General features: G+C 39.2%; 14 protein-coding genes, 1 tRNA gene, 4 pseudogenes and 1 other annotated feature. Of the genes and pseudogenes, 6 read left to right on the forward strand and 13 right to left on the reverse strand.

Annotated features, from left to right (window positions below; genetic code table 11):
* Positions 1-7: 7 nt before the first annotated feature.
* The 4 genes from AC1M9I_RS00270 to AC1M9I_RS00285 are packed head-to-tail and all read right to left on the reverse strand — an operon-like array spanning position 8 to position 4741.
* Entirely contained in the window at positions 8-850 is an 843-nt protein-coding gene (locus AC1M9I_RS00270) for a MetQ/NlpA family ABC transporter substrate-binding protein (protein ID WP_481594058.1), read from the reverse strand.
* Positions 851-875: 25 nt separating this feature from the next.
* Positions 876-2306: an LLM class flavin-dependent oxidoreductase gene (locus tag AC1M9I_RS00275; protein ID WP_481610518.1), complete on the reverse strand. Its 1431-nt coding sequence runs from the start codon at positions 2304-2306 to the stop codon at positions 876-878.
* A complete protein-coding gene (locus AC1M9I_RS00280; RefSeq protein ID WP_481594336.1) occupies positions 2306-3529 on the reverse strand; it encodes an SfnB family sulfur acquisition oxidoreductase in 1224 nt (407 codons plus the stop codon). Before AC1M9I_RS00280 ends, AC1M9I_RS00275 begins: the two co-directional genes overlap by 1 nt.
* Positions 3530-3538: 9 nt before the next feature.
* Complete coding sequence (locus tag AC1M9I_RS00285) at positions 3539-4741, reverse strand: SfnB family sulfur acquisition oxidoreductase (protein ID WP_481594337.1); 1203 nt, start codon at positions 4739-4741, stop codon at positions 3539-3541.
* A 373-nt stretch (positions 4742-5114) separates the two neighbouring features.
* Between AC1M9I_RS00285 and AC1M9I_RS00290 the strand changes: the two genes are divergently transcribed.
* The gene (locus tag AC1M9I_RS00290) at positions 5115-5879 is read left to right on the forward strand and encodes a glutathione S-transferase family protein (RefSeq protein WP_481594338.1); all 765 of its coding nucleotides are present in this window, start codon (positions 5115-5117) and stop codon (positions 5877-5879) included.
* 112 nt (positions 5880-5991) lie between these two features.
* Positions 5992-6462, forward strand: a complete 471-nt coding sequence (locus AC1M9I_RS00295) for an Lrp/AsnC family transcriptional regulator (protein ID WP_035264497.1) — start codon at positions 5992-5994, stop codon at positions 6460-6462.
* 75 nt (positions 6463-6537) lie between these two features.
* Here AC1M9I_RS00295 and AC1M9I_RS00300 read toward each other — a convergent pair whose 3' ends face one another.
* Positions 6538-7287 (reverse strand): YebC/PmpR family DNA-binding transcriptional regulator, encoded by a 750-nt coding sequence (locus AC1M9I_RS00300; RefSeq protein WP_035264495.1) that lies wholly within the window; start codon positions 7285-7287, stop codon positions 6538-6540.
* Positions 7288-7394: 107 nt separating this feature from the next.
* Entirely contained in the window at positions 7395-7961 is a 567-nt protein-coding gene (locus AC1M9I_RS00305) for a 1-acyl-sn-glycerol-3-phosphate acyltransferase (protein WP_481594339.1), read from the reverse strand.
* 328 nt (positions 7962-8289) lie between these two features.
* Here AC1M9I_RS00305 and AC1M9I_RS00310 point away from each other — a divergent pair.
* A tRNA-Ile gene (locus AC1M9I_RS00310) sits at positions 8290-8366 on the forward strand.
* A 127-nt stretch (positions 8367-8493) separates the two neighbouring features.
* Here AC1M9I_RS00310 and AC1M9I_RS00315 read toward each other — a convergent pair.
* Positions 8494-10326: an AAA family ATPase gene (locus tag AC1M9I_RS00315; protein WP_481610519.1), complete on the reverse strand. Its 1833-nt coding sequence runs from the start codon at positions 10324-10326 to the stop codon at positions 8494-8496.
* Between the two features lie 167 nt (positions 10327-10493).
* Between AC1M9I_RS00315 and AC1M9I_RS00320 the strand changes: the two genes are divergently transcribed.
* Complete coding sequence (locus AC1M9I_RS00320; RefSeq protein WP_481594341.1) at positions 10494-10625, forward strand: hypothetical protein; 132 nt, start codon at positions 10494-10496, stop codon at positions 10623-10625.
* A gap of 115 nt (positions 10626-10740) precedes the next feature.
* Here the strand turns inward: AC1M9I_RS00320 and AC1M9I_RS00325 are convergent.
* From AC1M9I_RS00325 to AC1M9I_RS00350, 6 genes and pseudogenes are all read right to left on the reverse strand, one after another.
* Positions 10741-10977: pseudogene (locus AC1M9I_RS00325) on the reverse strand (transposase); the annotation flags it as partial.
* A gap of 397 nt (positions 10978-11374) precedes the next feature.
* A complete protein-coding gene (locus AC1M9I_RS00330; protein ID WP_075166733.1) occupies positions 11375-11860 on the reverse strand; it encodes a hypothetical protein in 486 nt (161 codons plus the stop codon).
* Positions 11861-11936: 76 nt separating this feature from the next.
* On the reverse strand, positions 11937-13199 hold the full coding sequence (locus AC1M9I_RS00335) for an MFS transporter (RefSeq protein WP_075166811.1): 1263 nt from the start codon (positions 13197-13199) through the stop codon (positions 11937-11939).
* A 69-nt stretch (positions 13200-13268) separates the two neighbouring features.
* Positions 13269-14903, reverse strand: a complete 1635-nt coding sequence (gene mqo, locus AC1M9I_RS00340; protein ID WP_481594342.1) for a malate dehydrogenase (quinone) — start codon at positions 14901-14903, stop codon at positions 13269-13271.
* 480 nt (positions 14904-15383) lie between these two features.
* Positions 15384-16469, reverse strand: a pseudogene (locus AC1M9I_RS00345) (GMC oxidoreductase); the annotation flags it as partial.
* Between the two features lie 3 nt (positions 16470-16472).
* Positions 16473-16630 (reverse strand): annotated as a pseudogene (locus AC1M9I_RS00350) (IS3-like element ISAcsp5 family transposase); the annotation flags it as partial.
* Between the two features lie 51 nt (positions 16631-16681).
* Between AC1M9I_RS00350 and AC1M9I_RS00355 the strand changes: the two are divergent.
* Positions 16682-17915 (forward strand): annotated as a pseudogene (locus AC1M9I_RS00355) (IS3 family transposase).
* Positions 16971-17087: a sequence feature (AL1L pseudoknot), on the forward strand. (Overlaps the previous pseudogene by 117 nt.)
* Positions 17916-17959: 44 nt before the next feature.
* Positions 17960-18103 carry a hypothetical protein gene (locus tag AC1M9I_RS00360; RefSeq protein WP_481610520.1) on the forward strand — a complete coding sequence of 48 codons (144 nt, stop codon included), beginning with the start codon at positions 17960-17962 and terminating at the stop codon, positions 18101-18103.
* Positions 18104-18446: the final 343 nt, after the last annotated feature.

Consider the following 18446-nt stretch of genomic DNA (forward strand, 5'->3'; position numbering starts at 1 on the left):
ACGCTCCTTATTTCCAGCCTTTGAACCATAGTTTTTCACCAATATCCTCATTCAATGCTTGTTTAACTTTGTCTGAGCTTTGATAAATTTGGATAAATTTTTTCAGTTGAGCTGCTTTTTCAGGCTGAGTTTGTTCAAAGTCATCGCGAACAACAAATAAGATGGCATAAAGCGTGTTATTAATTTCATCCAAAATTAAGGCATCATTTGGATCAATCGTTTGTGCTAAGCGTAGGTACATTGGATAGCTAAATACGAGGTCTGCATCATCTACGGCACGCGCAGTTTGCGGACCTTCGACTTCAATAAAGTTTAATTTTTTCGGATTGGTTTGAATGTCTTTTAAGTTGGATAAGTGGTTGTTGGAATCCTTAAGTTGTATTAATCCAGCGTGTTGTAAGAGGAGTAGGGCGCGACCCTGATTCACAGGATCATTTGGGAGTACAACTCGAGCGCCATTTTCAATTTCACTAATCGCTTTATATTTTTTTGAATATAAACCGACATGTGTGCCTGAGCCGATGCCCAAGGGTTTGAGCTTAAAGTTGGTTTCTTTTAACGCATTATTCAAGAAAGGTTGATGCTGAAAATAATTTGCATCAATATCCCCGTGATTTAGGGTGATGTTGGGTGTATTCCAATCTGAAAATTCTACCAAACGTACATGAATGCCTTGAGCCTTTGCTTCTTCAATTGCGGCTTGAAGTGGTTTTGCAAAAGGTGGGCTAATACCAATTACAATTTCTTGTTGATCATTTTTTTTCAAAAAGGACCATGCAAACGCTGCAATCACAATAATGCCGATTGCAACGCCGATCCATTTAAGTCGAGAAGACTGAGCTTGTGCCATAGAAAGACCCCTAAATATTAAAAACTTAAGCTGAATGTTGGTGTATAGGATTTAAATTTGATTGTTGTATATCTTGTTTTGAGCTTGGACATCGGAAATGATGTGCAGGATGTGAATGTGGTAAATGATCTCCCGCATTGAATAGCTTGTGCCTTAAGCTACCCTCAGCATAGGCGATCTTATAGCGACCACGTTGTTGCAGTTCAGGAATGACATAACGAATAAAATCTTGATGTGACTCTGGAGCGACTGTACGGGCAAGGTTAAAACCATCTAATCCAGAAATATCAATGAATTCGATTAGCTGTTGAGCAACTGTTGCTCCACTGCCAACAAATAAGGGATAACGTCCACCGAGTACATGCTGAGCTTTTAAATCTGCCAAAGTGACTTTGTTTTCCTTAAAGCGCTCATTTACAGAAACGATGCTATTGGTTTTTTTATATAGAATAGCATCCTCATCTTTTAGATGACCTAAGTCTGTTCCGATTGAGCTTGAGAAATGCGCAATGCCAGCTTCAGGACTTGCATATCGAATATATTCCTGTAGTTTTTCTTGCGCTTGTTGATCTGTTTCAGCAGTGACGACAGTGATGCCTGCAAATAATTTAATTGCTGTACCATCACGACCGTGTGAATGGGCTAATTGGCGAATCTTTTGTGTTTGAGACGCAATTTTTTCAGCGGTATCTCCACCAATAAACATGGCTTCTGCATGCCGAGTGGCAAACTGTAGTCCTTTAGGTGATGCTCCCGCTTGATATAGCACAGGTGTACGTTGCACTGAAGGCGAGACTTGGAAGACGCCGTGACTGTTATAGAACTCTCCTTGATGGTGGATCGCATGTACTTTACTCGGATCGGTAAAAATGCGATTGAGCTTATCTTGGATGACAGCATCATTTTCCCAAGAGCCTTCCCAAAATTTGTAGCAGAGTTCTAAAAATTCTTCGGCTTGTTCATAACGTAAGTCGTGATCTTTCAGCCCTTGCTGACCGACTAATCGTGCTGCGCTATCCAAATAGCCTGTGACGATATTCCATCCCAAACGTCCTTGGGTCAGATGATCCAGACTCGCGAAGCGACGAGCAAATTGATAAGGAGATTCATAACTTAAGTTCACTGTGATACCGAAACCCAAATGCTGTGTGACGGCTGCCATTGCAGACACCAGTGTGCTTGGATCATGGCTCGGCAGTTGAATCGATTCTTTTAAGGTTAGATCAATGCTATTTTGATAGACATCGTAAACGCCAGTAATATCGGCAATGAATAATCCATCGAAAAGACCTTTCTCTAAAGTTTGAGCGAGTTCTGTCCAATAACTTAATTGATTAAAACGGTAGGATTGATCACGTGGATGTGTCCAAAGCCCATGATTAATATGACCCACACAACTCATATCAAATGCATTGAGCAGGATCTGTTTTTGAGGATTCGATTTATTTTTTGTCATTACAGCGTACCTCGTCTTGGGGGGAATACGCCGTTTAAAACATAATTGGCAATAAAAAAATATTTCCAACGCGCTGGATCATGTAAGGTATGAACACGTGCGTTTCTCCAGTATCGATCAAGATTATCTTTTCGTTGACTTCCACGGCTACCAGCCAGTTCAATTAGTTTTGACGAGACTTTTAGTGCAGTTTCGGTACTGTGTGCACGTGCTTTAGCCACTTGAATAGAAGCATGTGCAACTGAATGTTCTGAAGGGGCGACCTTGGCGTCTTGAACCGCTTGCGCTGCTTGTTTAAGTAGTAACTCAGTGGCCTTGACGTCTGTTGCAATTCGACCAATTTCGTACAGTGTCAAAGGGTCTTGAGTGGCATGTTCAACTTTTGCATCTATCCAAGGGCGTGCTTGACGAACGCGTATTAATGTTTCTTCAAAAGCAGCTCGAGCAATGCCTGTTTCAATTGAGGCATGAATAATTTGTGCAAATGGACCTGAAATGGTGGCGGTTGAATAAGCTGAATCAAAAGGGACTACATCCTCTGGGTCAATCTGTACATTTTCAAATTTAACAGTCCCACTGCCAGTGGTGCGTTGTCCAAATCCACTCCAGTCATCTATTAGGCTTAAGCCCTCGCTATGACGTGGAACAAAGACCAGAAACTGGCGCTCTTGTTCATCACTAGCAAGGGTTGGAATACGGTGAGCGAATAGACTGCCAGTGCAATAAAATTTTTCTCCATTGAGGACATATCCATTTTCGACTTGTCTTAAAGAGGTATGGCGTTGTGCTGCATTCTTAGTTTTAAACTCAGCCAAGGCATTTCCAAAGCGAGCACCTTGTAAAACTTCAGTAAATAAACGTCTTTTTTGAGCATCAGACCCAGTATTCCTCAAAATTTCAAGTGCATAGAAATGATTTTGTGGAATTTGTCCGATAGAGCCATCCACACCACTCATTAATGCGATGATTTTTGTCAGTGTATGAATAGAAACATCGGCACCGCCATATTGTTGAGGTACTGTAATGGCCCATAAGCCAGATTGACTGTAAGCTTCGATTTCTTCATGAGGAAGTTCACGATTTAAATCTCGCTCAGATGCACGGTGTTTAAACTTTTCAGCGAGTTCGTGTGCGACTTTTAATGCTTCTTCATCAGAGCGAATAATATGAGCTGGTCTATAACTGCCTGATTCTTGGATCTCTAAAGCTTGTAAAGATGACATGATGACTCCTTAAATCCAGGCATGACGTGCAGGAAAAGTATGGTTCAAGTAATACGAACCCAGCGCGTGAAGTTTCCAGCGAATGGGATCATGAAGGGTATGTACACGTGCATTTCGCCAGTGTTGATCAAAGTTATGAACATTGAGGCTGGCGCGACTTCCTCCGAGCTCAATCAACTTTTCTGAGATATGCAGTGCGGCATCATTGGCATAGACTTTAGCTTCAGCAACTTTGATCGAAGCTTCAGCAATCTGTTCATCAGTGAGTTGTTCAACTACACTGAGTGAATCTAAATAATCAGCTGCTTCATCAAGCAAAAGAATGGCGGCATCTAACAAAACATTAGCTTTGCCAGCTTCTTGTAAGGTGAAATGCTCATCACTGGCACGTTCAACTTGTGCATCCACAATTGGGCGTGCTTTACGGATCGCAAACAACATGTCCTCAAACGCTGCTTCAGCAATACCAACATCGATAGCCACTTGCATCAGCTGTGAAAAGCCGCCTCTAAAATTAGGGACGTCCAATAATTTTCTTTCATCAAAAATCAGTAATGGATCAACTTCAACATGGTCTAAAATCACTGTGCCACTTGAAGTGGTACGTTGACCAAATCCATCCCAGTCATTGATCACTTCGACACCAGTGGATTCACGGTTCACTAAAACTAAAACTACGTGACCTTCAGGGTGTATGGCTTTGATGGCTAACCAATGTGCAAATGAACTGCCTGTAGAATAGAATTTTTTTCCTGAAACTCGATATTTCCCATCCTCCACAACAAGGTGTGTGTCTAAGGTCTTGGTATCTTTGGTATGACGTTCTGGCCCCCCATTGGCAAGACGCTTACCTTTTAAAATTTCATTAAAAATAAATTGCTTTTGTTCATGGCTTCCCATGATGTTGATCATATTGAGCAATGCAATTTGATTTTGTGGAATTTGCCCTAAACTTGAATCCGCTTTATTTAGAATACGAAATACTTGGGCAAGGGTACGATGAGAGACTTCAGCACCGCCATAGACGTGGGGGATGCGTAAGCCTCCTAAACCTTTTTGGCTGAATAATTCAATTTCTGCAAATGGTAAAGCTCGTTGTTGGTCACGCTGATTGCGACCTTCGAGCGCATAGTCGGCAACATGATAGGCTGCATGAATGGCGTCTTGATCATTTTCAATAACATGAACATTTTCAGTAATTAAACGAGACATAGATCAATTCCTCTTTGAGGAGATATACGCTACGCCCATAGAATATTTTTTTTAAATGCTGGTTTTCGTTGAACTATGCAAAAAAAATGCTTAAGACAAATATAGATATCGATTGAAAAATATTAGAAAACTTAAAATTTTGATTAATAATAAATTTTAATAAATTTCAGTGCTCTAAACACGTTAAATTCATTTAGACTTTGCAATAAAAGAGATAAAGATTTGCTAAACATTTATAATTTAACGGATTCATATTTCCAAAAATAACAATTTAAGTTGCAATTGATGCATTATCACATTGTGTTTTGGCATAGGGTTGCATAAAGTAAGCAAAACAATAAATCCTATGATTGATCAAGACTTCGGAGATTTTATGCGCATCCTTTACCAGTTTCCTTTATCTCACTTTTGTGAAAAAGCTCGCTGGTTACTTGATCATAAGGAATTGGATTATGTTGCTCAAAATATGATTCCGGGCGTACATCGTGCATTCGCAAAATTAAAAACAGGTCAAAACTCTCTGCCGATATTACGTGATAAAGAAAAGTGGATTGCAGATTCAACCCAAATTGCCCTGTATTTGGATGATGTCTATCCAGAGCATTCATTGCTCAGATCAGATTTAAAGTTAAGAAAAAAAGCAATTGAAATTAATGACCTGAGTAATCAATTGGGTGTATCAGTGAGGCGGTGGGGGCTTGCTCAAGCTTTATCTGAGAGCGATGAGCCGCTAGAAATCATGATTGGTGAAAAAGGATATCTGAGAAAATTTCAAAAGATCAGTAAGCCACTTATCAAAACTTTAGTTTCAACTAGCTACCAACTTGATGATGAACAAGTTGCGCTTGCTAAAGAAAATATGCATGAAATTATTTTGCAGTTAAACGACCAATTGATTCAGAATCAAGCTCGATATTTGGTAGGAGATCGTTTAGGTTTGGCAGATATCGCCGTTTGTTCAATGCTTGCTCCACTACTTGAGATCTCTGGTACACCTTGGGAAAGAGAATATCATCAGCCAGTTTCATCTGAATTTGTGGATTATCAAAATCAATTGCTTGATTTGCCGATAGGACAATATGTTAAACGTATTTATGCCAATGAACGAAATGCGCGGGTAGATTGGCGCGGGATATAACAAACATATTTTCTGTTATGTTGTCTGATTAGTTAATTTATTTTCATTTGAATCGATATTTTCGAAAAAATAACGCATAATTATTGTGTGCCATGAAAATATTGTGAAGAAGATGGAATTAGATCGTTACGATAAACAAATTTTAGAAATTCTTACGCATGAAGATTTGAATCTGAACGAGCTTTCGGAGCGTATTAACCTGTCTGTAAGTTCAGTGCACCGTCGTATTAAACATCTCATCGAAACCAATATCATGACGAATTTAAAGCGTGATATTAACTATCAAAAATTGGGGTTTAATTTACATGTGTTGTTACAAGTATCATTGAGTAAGCATGACTCAGATACTTTTGCAAAATTTTTAGATGAACTTAAAAGTATTCCTGAAGTGATCAATGCTTTTTTAGTCACAGGGCAATCTGCTGATTTTATTATAGAAGTTGTTGCTCGTGATATGGAAAATTATAGCCAGATTTTGTTACAGCGCATTGGTAAAATTGATCATGTCGTGGCATTGCATTCAAGCTTTGTCATTAAAGAATATGATGTATTTAACTGTCATGGTTTGTTGAGTAAAGCATAATTCAAGCTAGCAAAAAAGACGCCTTTTAATTAAAAAAACGCACCAGAAGGTGCGTTTTCTAATTCTGAATATGGATTAAGCATCCAATTGTGCTAAAACTTCTTCAGAGAACTCAACGTTGGTATATACGTTTTGTACATCATCTAAATCTTCAAGCATATCAATCATTTTCATGATTTTTTTCGCTTGATCGATATCTGTGATTTCTGCTTTAGTTGAAGGGTTCATCACCACTTCTGCATTGTCAGATTTTAAACCTGCAGCCGCTAAAGCATCTTGCACTGTACCAAAAGACTCTGGTGTGGTGATCACAAGAATTTCATCTTCTGTCACTTCAATGTCTTCTGCACCAGCTTCCAACGCAACGTCCATAATTTGGTCTTCTAAAGAAACATCTTCAAAAGTAATTTCGCCACGTTTAGTGAAAAGGAAAGCAACAGAGCCGTTAGTACCTAAGTTACCATCTGTTTTAGAGAAGCAGTGACGAACATCTGGTACGGTACGGTTTAAGTTATCAGTCATTGTCTCCACAATAACGGCTACACCACCAACACCATAACCTTCGTATGTGACTTCTTTTAAATCATCATTGTCTTCACCACCAGCACCACGCTGAATGGCACGGTTGATGACATCACGAGTCATGTTAACGGACAATGCTTTTTCAACAACTGCACGAAGACGTGGGTTGCTTGCTGCATCAGGACCACCGAGTTTTGCAGCTGTAACAATTTCACGAATATATTTTGTGAAAACTTTACCACGACTAGCATCTTGTTTAGCTTTACGATGCTTAATATTGGCCCACTTGGAATGACCCGCCATGCGAAATATGCTCCTTGTAGATTGGCCTTATGCCTAATCAAATCTGCGAAATTCTACCATAAGGGCTTTTTTTTAATAAAGACCCTTATTTTAGCAATTGATCAAGATCAGGCTTTATTCTTCGGTTCAGGAATAATAATGTCTAAACCTGTATGTTCCTTATAAAGTTCCTGAATCAATTTCAAATCATGATCCAACTCTGATGGCATGATTTTGCCAAAAATTCCGCCTTGTTTGGTTTTTTGGTTCACAAACAAGAAAACGATAGGGACGTTTGCCGCTTTTGCGATATGCCAAAAACCGGTGCGGATCGGTTTACGTTGTTCACCATTTTTCGCACGAGTCGCTTCAGGCGCAATCACGAGATTAAATTTGTCATTGGAGTTGAAGAGTTCAACCATTTGCGCCACGATATCTTTATTTGAGTGACGGTCAACTGGAATACCGCCAACCCCTTCTAGAATTGGCTTAAAAGGTCCTTTGAATAGTTCTTTTTTAATTAGTGTGTGAATCGGGATATCATAGATTTGAAACAGTGCGATTGAGAGTACAGCATCCATCATCGTGGTATGTTCAAAACCGATAATGACTTGTTTATCACCAAGAACATTCGGTTCAACATGATATTTGACACCAGCAAGTTTAAATGCCATTTCGGCAATGTGTTTTTTCATGATTCACAGAGATATTTGAATTTTATATGGCAGAGTTTCTTACTTCATTTTAAAAAATTCAATCCCTTTAGTAATAAATTATAGAAAAATTGACTACTAAATTTAGATTTTATTTGCAAACTTTACATCCTCGACGCTTACCGAAAATTCATAATTTTTCACATATTTGTGACTGAAATTCTATAGATGATCAAGATCGTACGTGATTTGTAAACTGCGATGAATAAATTTTGGTCAAGCTGAAGATAAAAAAATGAAAAACCTTGTTTTTGAATTTGATATTGGCTAGTATTCTGATTCGAAAATACTTGAGAAATCAGTATTTATAGGGCCTATAGCTCAGTTGGTTAGAGCAGCGGACTCATAATCCGTTGGTCGACAGTTCAAGTCTGTCTGGGCCCACCAGTTATTAAACCCCGTAAACCTTTGGTTTATGGAGTTTTTCACATGTATAGTTCAGGGATAATATCTTATTCGGATGGACCTTATGTGGTCCATCAACTTGATAATCCTATGGTCTTACTTCAATTATTTAGATTAGAGTAAGTACATTTCCTATTAATTCTTTAAGTTCAGATTTTTCTACCTGAGTAGTCGGGCAGAGATATAGGGAACTCTTAATGATCTTATCTTCTGTCATCAATGGCCAAAATTTTTCAATTACATCATCAGGCTTGATTCCAATTGCTTTCCCTATAATCTTTTTTGCATCACATGTAGACGAATAAGAAACCTCATGACCTGTTTGGGCCTTAATAAGATCTGGGCATAAATAATTTTCAATTTCTCTTTTTTGTGTGAGGTAACAAGGCCTACCAGATTGCTCGACCTCTTTTTTTCTTTTAAGAATCGATTTCACTTGCCCCTGATCTGCACCTATATCTGAATCGAGTACTACACACCAAGGTAAACCTAAGTCTTTGGCTAAATTTAGAGTAACCCAGTGTTTTATCGTTCCACATCCGCCTACTACAATCGGGACAATCTTTGCTTCTTCTAGACTTAAAGGAAAATGCCCAGCATTTCTTAAGACTGTACTTGTATGTTTTAGAAATATTACATCTGATTTTCCTTCTACTAGTACTACTGCTTTAGCACGTTCCATTCCAGTTTCAGGTAAAATTCCTAAACTTTCTGTAGCCTCTTTTAATACATGTTCGTCAGGCATTTTAATACATGGTTTTAAGTCATTATCTTTTGTGACAAAGCGTACACCTTCTATAGGAATTAAACCTGCCAAAGCAGGAACGTGAGTCGTAACTAAGATTTGTTTATTAACGTGTGTAGAAAGCTCTAGCAGTGCTTTCATTAACATTACTTGATAATTAGGATGTTGTGAGGTTTCTGGTTCCTCTATAGCATAAATTACATTTCGGTGATGTATATCTATAGATTTTTCAGCTTCAGCTCTAAAAAAATTTAGAAGAATTAAGCGTCTTACACCACTTCCACGTTTATTAATAGGTATGCCATTTTCACCATCAAGTGTAAAATTAAATGTCCATTTAGGCTTATCTTTAAAACGTGGTTTTAATTCATTAGCCAATTCAGGCGCCATTTCTTTTAATTTATTTAATGTTCGGTGAGCTACATCAAGAACTCTTTGCTCTACTTGAGATTCTAAATCTGAAATTTGAGATTGCAGGTCGGATAGAGCATCTTTTACAGCTTGTTGTAATGGATTTTTAGCTTCTGTATCTCCATCACTACTTTCTCTATCAGCTTTAAAGAGAGCATATGTTGGGAGGTGATCCTGAATTTTTCCCCATATAGATTTACTCTCCGCAGAGAATTCTTTTTCAACATCTAATAATATTTCGCTAAGTTGCAAGTTAGTAGAAGCTCTTAGAGCTTTGCGCCATAATGAAGCTATTCGTTTATCACTAACATAATCAGAGATATTGAGTTCTTCACCTAATTTTCGTAAATCGCTAATTTTTAAACTTAAAAGATTATTTAGTTTGGTATTCTGAGGATGTAAGCACTTAATACAGGTTTTATCTGGTTTGCCTGTAGTAGAAGCTTTAAAAATTTTGACGACTTCAAAGTCCCCATCTTTGTTTAGGAGATGTTCTTCTTTTAATGTGGTTTCTACGTTTTCATCAAGAACTATAGAATCTGGAATTTGATCGAATATACAAGTGATCTCAAATGTATTTGCGCCAGATGCTGAACTAAAGCAGTTTATATCGTTTTTATCTGCTTTATAGCCTTCAATTTCAAAAAAAATCGCTAAAGCCTCCAAAATTGTTGATTTTCCGTAATCATTACGACCAACAATTCCTGTAAGGCATTGGTCGATAGGAATTGAAACAGTATCTTGATATCCCCTGAAATTGGTGAGTTGTACGCTTTTTAGTCTCATTTTTTGCCCCCGATTGCTTTATTAAAAAAATAGCTTTACCAAATAATTATTAAAATCAGTTAATTAAATTTTATAGTAAGACATTTGTATCAATATATTTAAGATATTGAAAATGAATAAACATATGATAGTTTAGATTAATCATATATCAATAAAAGGAAGGGATGATGCCTTCTCCTAAAGATACTCAAGGTCCAGTAGTTAAAACAGGTCCAACATCGGGTCAAAACCGGTCACGTAATAAGGATGGAGAGTGGCGCAAAAAACGTTCTGATGCTGGAAAGCCGCGAGCTAAATAAGCAAACTGGATTTAAGCTAAAATTAAATACATATTATTTTCATGGTCTTGAAAGAGGAGTGACCATGAAAAAACATTATCCGAGCCTGTAAATTATTTTGTGTAAGTTCCATTTTTTATAAATGATCTTTTAATCGATCATCGAAATGAATCGTAAACCAATTCATCGCTAAACGCCAATTTTGGACTGGCATCGTCCATTTTTTAGCAGCGTTTGATGTTGCTAAATAAATGACCTTTTTTACTGAATCATCTGAAGAGAAGATCTTTCTCTTTTTTGTTGAATGGCGGATTACGCTATTCAGTGATTCAATCGCATTCGTCGTATAAATAGCATGACGTATTTCAGCTGGGACAGCATTCGCTTCTTTTCGAGTCGAAAACACACTGCCATGTACAACATGACCTTTTAATGTATGAAAGAAGCTTTCAGTCACTGCATTATCCCATGAGCAGTATACTGCGCAAGGCCGCGTCTAGACATACTTTGAATACAATCATTTGTCAATAATAGCGCTCTAAAATCACGACTAGAGTACTGTGAACCTGAGAAGCACTGCTTTGCAAGGGAATGAACCATAAGCAGGTGATCCCTGCCGATGAAACGCCCGTCACCATCATGCGGAGGGTGAGAATGATAAAAAACCGATTGCATGCGAACAGATCAAGACATCATCGCATCAGTAAGCATTAAGTGCCTAAAGGTGTAGATAGCTATGCCTTTTGGTTAGGGAGAAGGTCAATCATCATCTATAACGCTCCAAATTGCTGCCAAGTTTCACCATTGTGCAGCGAGTTATAGTAGTTTTGTAGTTCAACCAACTCATAATATTGGCTATATGCCAGCAGCAGCAGACCCAGCACAAGTCCAATTTTCAAGAGCATCAAGCGAGTTGGATGTTTATATATACTATCAAGACCAAATAGTGTCAGCATGAGCGCTGGAATTAATATAATCGCTTTTAAATGACTCAAAAAATCCAGCCCGTGGTTATATAACAATCCTACAATCAGCAATACCAGTCCTAAACTGGTGTAAATGCGACTATTAAGCGAAGTTCGCAAGGCAAAAATAAGCTGTAGAACCAGTAGAAAACTGGCAAAGAGATAGAATGTCGTACCCCCAATAATCACGGTATACATTGCATTAAGCAGACAATACGCCATGATGACAAAGATGATCACAAAATAAATGAGTGTGCAAAGTCGGTGAGTTAATTCGGTTGTTTTTGCCATAAAATCAATCCTTATCTAAACTCATTACGCATGAAACAAGTATGGGCAAATTTTGTGTAAGCTTCTATTTTTTCTATTATAGGTATTTATACTTCTCATAACTTGATGGTGTTTTGAGTAAATCTCTATTACGAAAAAAGCTGAAAAGACAAATGCTTAAACATAGGCTTCCTCCGATCAGTATCGCAGGCGTGATGGAAAAATAACGTGATGCCATACTGCTGTTTAACGCACCCAAGTGGTTGCCTGTAGTGACCCATATCCCATTGAGTGCCGCCACACGACCATGTAAGTCTTGAGGAGGAAGTTGCTGTAACAAACTCTGGCGAATCACCATACTGATGCTATCTAAAGCGCCAATCAGTATAAGCAGAGCGATACTTAGCCATAGTGATGTCGATAAAGCAAATACACATGTCGTGATTGCAATTCCTATACTGGCAAGTAACATATTGCGCCAAGCTTTTTGGCTTGGCGAAAAATGCAGTAATACACCCATCATTAGAGCCGTGCCGATAGCTGGTGCTGCTCTTAGTAAGCTTAAGCCTTCGGCGCCTAAATGCAGAACATCGTGAGCGACGATTGGGAGCAGCACGATAACACTACAAAATAAGGCTGTCACAAGATCCAATAACATACTCCAAAACAGCACACGTTGTTGCAACATAAATCTAAAAGTATGTTTTAAACTTTGCAACACTTGGCCGTGTATCGAGATGGGAAAACTACGTGGACTGAGTTGCCAAACAGCAAGGCTGCCAATACAACTCAACAGAAAGATGACACCTAGCGTTGCAACAAGTCCCACATGGCTCAGTAATAATCCAGCACATAGCGGAGCCGCAATGGCTCCAAATTGCCAGATCGAAGTCGTCCACATGGAAGCATTGTTTTCTGCTTGCCGAGAGATTAAAAATGGGCGTATTGAATTAAATGCAGGGCTGTATATTCCCCGCAAAATGCCTAAGCAAAAAATAAGAAAATAAACTAAATAGAGCAGCGTGTTTTGCTCAATCTGTTTGGTCTGGAAAACATAAAAAACAACAATCATTAATAACGGAATGCCGCTACTCAGACTAAAGCTCCATTGCAGCAGCTTTTGACGGTTATATCGATCTGCCCAATGCCCGCCGAAAAAAGACAAGCCAATAAAAGGCAGCAGTTCTACTACGGCAATGAAGCCTAAACTGAGCGGATCTTGGGTTATTTGATAAAGTGCAAAACCAATTGCGACTTCCTGCATGACCACAGCAAGCACCAAACAAAGTTGATTGAGGCTTAGTAAAGAGAAATCACGACAACGAAAAGCAATAAAAGCTTCAGACTGAAGATAAGACATAAACAAAGATAGGAATAATATGAAAAGCAAAAGGATGAACCGTAGTTCATCCTTCCGATAGAAAAGAAATTATTGCGCTTTGCTTAGAGCAGGTGTTGAATTATTTGCTGCTTGCGCCATAGGCGTATATTTCAATCCTAAAGTTTGGCTGGTGTATTGACGTACTTGGTCAAGTAACACAGGGTTTGAGCTTAACTCTTGTTGGTACGATTTTACAATTTCATGTAATTTCGGATTCCATTTACCCTGTACTTGTTGCGGGAAGGCCTTTTCAAGCAAACTCAACATGATGTAGGGTGAAGTCGAAGCACCAGGTGACGCACCCAGTAAGGCCGTTACAGCACCATCTTTAGAAGCGAAGATTTCTGTACCAAATTGGAGTTTGGCTGGTTTACCATCTTCTTTTTTGATGATTTGTACCCGTTGACCGCCTTGGCTTAAACGCCAATCTTCAGGCTTTGCATCTGGATAGTATTTTTTCAGTTCATTGAAACGATCTTCATCCGTCATCATCACCTGACTCACTAAGTATTTAACCAAGTCCAGATTTTCCAAACCGACAGCGGTCATAGGTAAGACATTGTTTTTGTTGGTAGATTTTAATAAATCTAGCTGAGAACCTTGCTTCAAAAACTTGTTTGAATAGGTCGCAAATGGTCCAAATAACACATATTTTTTACCATCAATATAACGCGTATCAATATGTGGAACAGACATTGGCGGTGCACCGAGTTCAGCACGACCATACACTTTAGCCGTATGACCAGCAGTCACTTTAGGGTTGTCGGTCATCAAGAACACGCCACCCACAGGGAAACCTGCATATTGCTTAGATTCAGGAAGACCAGTCATCTGCAATAATTTAATTGCAGCACCGCCCGCACCAATAAATACGAAGCGCGTTTTCACATGGTTAGTTGCATCTGTTTTCAAACTCTTGAAAGAAACCGTCCAAGTTTTGTCATCATTTTGGCTAATGCCCGTGACTTCTGTTGAGGTTTCTAATTTGAAGTTGGATTGTTTGTTTAGGTGATTAACCAATTGCGTGGTAATCGCGCCATAGTTGACGTCTGAACCAACATCCATACGGGTTGCAGCAACTTTTTGCGCAGTATCGCGACCATTCATGACCAATGGCGCCCATTGTTTAATTTCAGCAGGATTTTCTGAAAACTTCATGCCGTAGAACATTGGATTTTGAACCATTGCTGCATAACGTTTTTCTAAGAAATTAACGTTGTCACCCCAGACAAAAGCAATGTGCGGAACAGGGTTAATAAAGCTTGTTGGTTCGCCTAAAACACCTTGTTTAACTTGGTAAGACCAGAACTGTTTTGCAACTTCGAACTGTTCAGCCACTTGTACCGCTTTAGTAATGTCCATCTTACCGTCTTTCTCAGAGGTATAGTTCATTTCCATAAAGCCTGAGTGACCTGTACCCGCATTGTTAAAGCCATTCGAGCTTTCTTGAGCAACTTGATCGAGTCGTTCGTACATGCGGATTTTCCAGTTCGGTTCCAGTTCGGTGAGATAAGTGCCTAAGGTTGCACTCATAATGCCCCCACCAACTAAAACGGCATCAACAACAGGTTCATCATTTGAGGTTTGAATTTTTTTAGACGCAGTTGAACGGAATAAAAAAATCAACACTGCAAGCAAAAGCAGTACGATAAATACCGCGAGGTATTTTAAAAAAGTTTTCATGCGATTTTGACCTTGTGAGCAGGTGTTTTGTATCGCTTTAGAGCGAATAGAGAGCAACAAAAATATAAAAAAGAGGGTGACAGAAATGGTCGTAAACTAAAAGTTCAGAAGAGAGAGGGAGTGAAATACATGAATCCTAACCATTAAGAAAAATGTAGCATTTAGTTTAACTAGACATTTCTAATCGGTTGCTATTTTAGACGAAATAAGTATTGACTATGTAATTTTTATTATAAATGTAGATATAATGTATATAAATTTGAGTGATGGTTATTTTATTTTTATTAATTTCAGTGATTTATAATAAATTTTTTGCACTTAAAGATATAAAGAATTAAAAAGACCACATTAATTCATCGAAGTAATGTGGGCTGATTGCTGATTGCTGATTGCTGATTGCTGATTGCTGATTGCTGATTGCTGATTGCTGATTGCTGATTGCTGATTGCTGATTGCTGATTGCTGATGAGTGTGAGAAAACTATGCAGATGAACGAGCTTGATAAAAACCTGCATCGGAACGAGCTAATGCTGGTAGTCCACGAATTTGATCGGCAATTTTCTCAGCCATCATAATGGTCGTAGCATTCAAATTCCCTGTGATAATTAACGGCATAATAGAGGCATCAACCACACGTAAATTGTGCAGACCATGCACACGCCCTTGACCATCGACCACGGCCATTTCATCTTCGCCCATTTTGCAGCTACAAGAAGGGTGGTAGGCCGTTTCAGCATGATTGCGTACGAAGTCATCCAATTCTGCATCACTGCTTAAATGTTTACCCGGACTAATTTCTTCACCGCGATAAGGATCTAATGCGGGTTGTTGCATGATTTCACGTGTAATCCGAATAGCATCGCGGAATTCGCGCCAATCTTGCTCTGTGGACATATAGTTAAACAGAATGCTTGGATGTTCAAATGGATCTTTAGATTTTAATTTGATGCGTCCACGCGAGGGTGAGCGCATAGAACCGCCGTGGGCTTGAAAGCCATGTTCTTTGACTGCGTTGCTACCATTGTAGTTAATCGCAACAGGCAGGAAATGAAACTGAATATTGGGTCAAGAAAATTCATCGGAAGAGCGAATACCCCCCCCTGCTTCAAATTGGTTGCTGGCGCCAATCCCAGTTGCATTGAATAACCATTCGGTACCAATAGCAGGCTGGTTATACCATTTCAAGGCGGGGTAGAGCGAAACAGGTTTTGTGCATTTATATTGCAGGTACATTTCCAGATGGTCTTGTAAATTTTCCCCGACACCAGGTAAATCATGGACAAGTTCAATATCTAGATCACGCAGTAACTCGCTAGAGCCTACACCTGAACATTGTAAAATTTGCGGAGATGCAATTGCACCTGCACAGAGCAAAACTTCTTTATTCGCATAGACTTGATGTAACTGTTGCCGATTTGCACCTTGCAGGTATTCCACCCCAATTGCTTGTTTGCCACTAAACAGAATTTTATGGGTGGTGGCATGCGTCATGATGGTCAAGTTGGGGCTCTGCTTTGCCATATCCAGATATTCGCGGGCTGTACTGGCACGTCGAGCATTGGGCGTGTTCGATCCATTGATTTGAATCAATTGCGATTGTTGTCGTACCGAAAGTTGATGGGTCTTATCGATCATTTTTTGTCGCTCAGCTGCCCTATTTTTCTGAGCGCATCTTCTAAAAAATCAATTTGCAATGCCTGATGTCCTATCTTGGCATGTAAAGCTTTGTGAACCGTACCGGGTTTGTCGGAGAGTCAATATTCTGAGAGACTATCCTGATGACAAAATTAAAATATACCCCTGAAATCAGAGAAAGAGCGGTTCAATTATTGATTGAATCTGAAAAAGATTATCCATCGAATTGGGCTGCGATCACCGCTATTGCTCCCTGAGCAGTATACTGCGCAAGGGTTGTACTCCTGAAACACTACGTGTTTGGTATCAAAAATATTTAGATAAACAAAATCCAGTTAAAGTACAGCAGCTTTCAGACCAAGAACGTATCAAACAACTCGAACGCGAAAATAAAGAACTGCAACGCGCCAATGAGATTCTACGTAAAGCAGCCGCTTTTTTCGCCCAGGCGGAGCTCGACGGTCCACACAAATAATGGTGGATTTCATCCATAACAATAAAGATTTATATGGTGTTGATGCGATTTGTAGGATTTGACCGATCGCACCTTCAACCTATTACCGGACTCTAGATCTCTGCGAAAATCCAGAACATCGAGCAAAGCGAGATTAACATGACTTGCATCATGCTGAGGAGATTAAACGAATTTGGAAGGAAAGTTCAGGTCGGTATGGTATACGTAAAGTCTGGCAACAACTGAAACGTGAAGGCTATGTTATTGCACGTTGTACAGTTGCTCGATTAATGAAAAAGCTAGGTATACAAGGTGTTTGGCGAGGTAAGAACAAACAAACCACCCGTAGCCGAGATGACCAAAAACGAGCACCTGACTTGGTGAAACGGAATTTTAGAGCTGATCAGCCTAATCACTTGTGGGTTGCTGACTTTACCTATATTCAAACAAATTCAGGCTGGGTCTATACCGCCTTTATTATTGATGTGTTCTCACGAGCAATTGTTGGATGGAAAGTATCTACACGGATGAATACAGATATGGTGCTCGATGCACTTGAGCAAGCATTGCACGATCGAGGCATGCCAAAGAATGTGATTCATCATTCCGATAGAGGTGTTCAATATCTTTCTATTCGCTATACCAATCGTTTAGAAGCTGCAAATTTACGAGCATCAGTCGGTACAACGGGTGATTCATACGATAATGCTCTGGCTGAAACGGTGAATGGCTTATACAAAACAGAGGTGATTGAATATTTAAAAGCAGATTGGCAAGGTTTAGCAGATGTACAACTTGCGACACTAAACTGGGTAGATTGGTTCAATAAAAAGCGTGTACACAGTGCACTGGGTTATGTATCGCCTTTTGAGTTTGAAGCAATGTACTATGATAAGATTAACCCGTTAGGTCAGGTGGCCTAACTTAAATAAAAAAAGTCTCCGACAAACCCGGTACGGTTCACCCCTTGAAAGAAAAACTAAAGCTATCACACCCTAAACTTTTACCATTTATCAATTTGAAAGAAGAAGTGTGGTTGAAGCGTATAGAAATTCAATCAGAAAAAGATGATCAAGATAGTAAATTGAGAAATGAACGTTTTGAGTGGTAAAAGGAAGGGCTTTGTCCTAAAGTTAGACAAGGCTCGTCCCTAAGGGATCGAGCCTAATGCATTTGTTAACGCTCTTTGTTGAGCAGATGATTACGCCTGTACTGGCGGTTCAATTTTTTCATGCCGACTTAGGCCATATTCCATTTCATATTTCTACTGCTAGGCAATAGTTTTATGCTTGTCTAATCTGGAAGAACAAGCCACGATTTTTTCATGCTGGTGTAGCATTATCCTGATTTAAGTCTCAGGCAAACCCGTATAAGTATATTTTCATCAGTGACCAAACTTCAGAATACTTACACTGTACCAATCTCGGCCTAGACAAGGAGACCAATCCCCGAGT

Source organism: Acinetobacter sp. ANC_7553 (genome assembly GCF_056779895.1).

Bases quoted from the DNA above. Each gene is read 5' to 3' on its own strand.
- AC1M9I_RS00270 (WP_481594058.1), bottom strand. From the start codon at position 850: ATGGCACAAGCTCAGTCTTCTCGACTTAAATGGATCGGCGTTGCAATC.
- AC1M9I_RS00275 (WP_481610518.1), bottom strand. From the start codon at position 2,306: ATGACAAAAAATAAATCGAATCCTCAAAAACAGATCCTGCTCAATGCA.
- AC1M9I_RS00280 (WP_481594336.1), bottom strand. From the start codon at position 3,529: ATGTCATCTTTACAAGCTTTAGAGATCCAAGAATCAGGCAGTTATAGA.
- AC1M9I_RS00285 (WP_481594337.1), bottom strand. From the start codon at position 4,741: ATGTCTCGTTTAATTACTGAAAATGTTCATGTTATTGAAAATGATCAA.
- AC1M9I_RS00290 (WP_481594338.1), top strand. From the start codon at position 5,115: ATGCGCATCCTTTACCAGTTTCCTTTATCTCACTTTTGTGAAAAAGCT.
- AC1M9I_RS00295 (WP_035264497.1), top strand. From the start codon at position 5,992: ATGGAATTAGATCGTTACGATAAACAAATTTTAGAAATTCTTACGCAT.
- AC1M9I_RS00300 (WP_035264495.1), bottom strand. From the start codon at position 7,287: ATGGCGGGTCATTCCAAGTGGGCCAATATTAAGCATCGTAAAGCTAAA.
- AC1M9I_RS00305 (WP_481594339.1), bottom strand. From the start codon at position 7,961: ATGAAAAAACACATTGCCGAAATGGCATTTAAACTTGCTGGTGTCAAA.
- AC1M9I_RS00315 (WP_481610519.1), bottom strand. From the start codon at position 10,326: ATGAGACTAAAAAGCGTACAACTCACCAATTTCAGGGGATATCAAGAT.
- AC1M9I_RS00320 (WP_481594341.1), top strand. From the start codon at position 10,494: ATGCCTTCTCCTAAAGATACTCAAGGTCCAGTAGTTAAAACAGGTCCA.
- AC1M9I_RS00330 (WP_075166733.1), bottom strand. From the start codon at position 11,860: ATGGCAAAAACAACCGAATTAACTCACCGACTTTGCACACTCATTTAT.
- AC1M9I_RS00335 (WP_075166811.1), bottom strand. From the start codon at position 13,199: ATGTCTTATCTTCAGTCTGAAGCTTTTATTGCTTTTCGTTGTCGTGAT.
- mqo (WP_481594342.1), bottom strand. From the start codon at position 14,903: ATGAAAACTTTTTTAAAATACCTCGCGGTATTTATCGTACTGCTTTTG.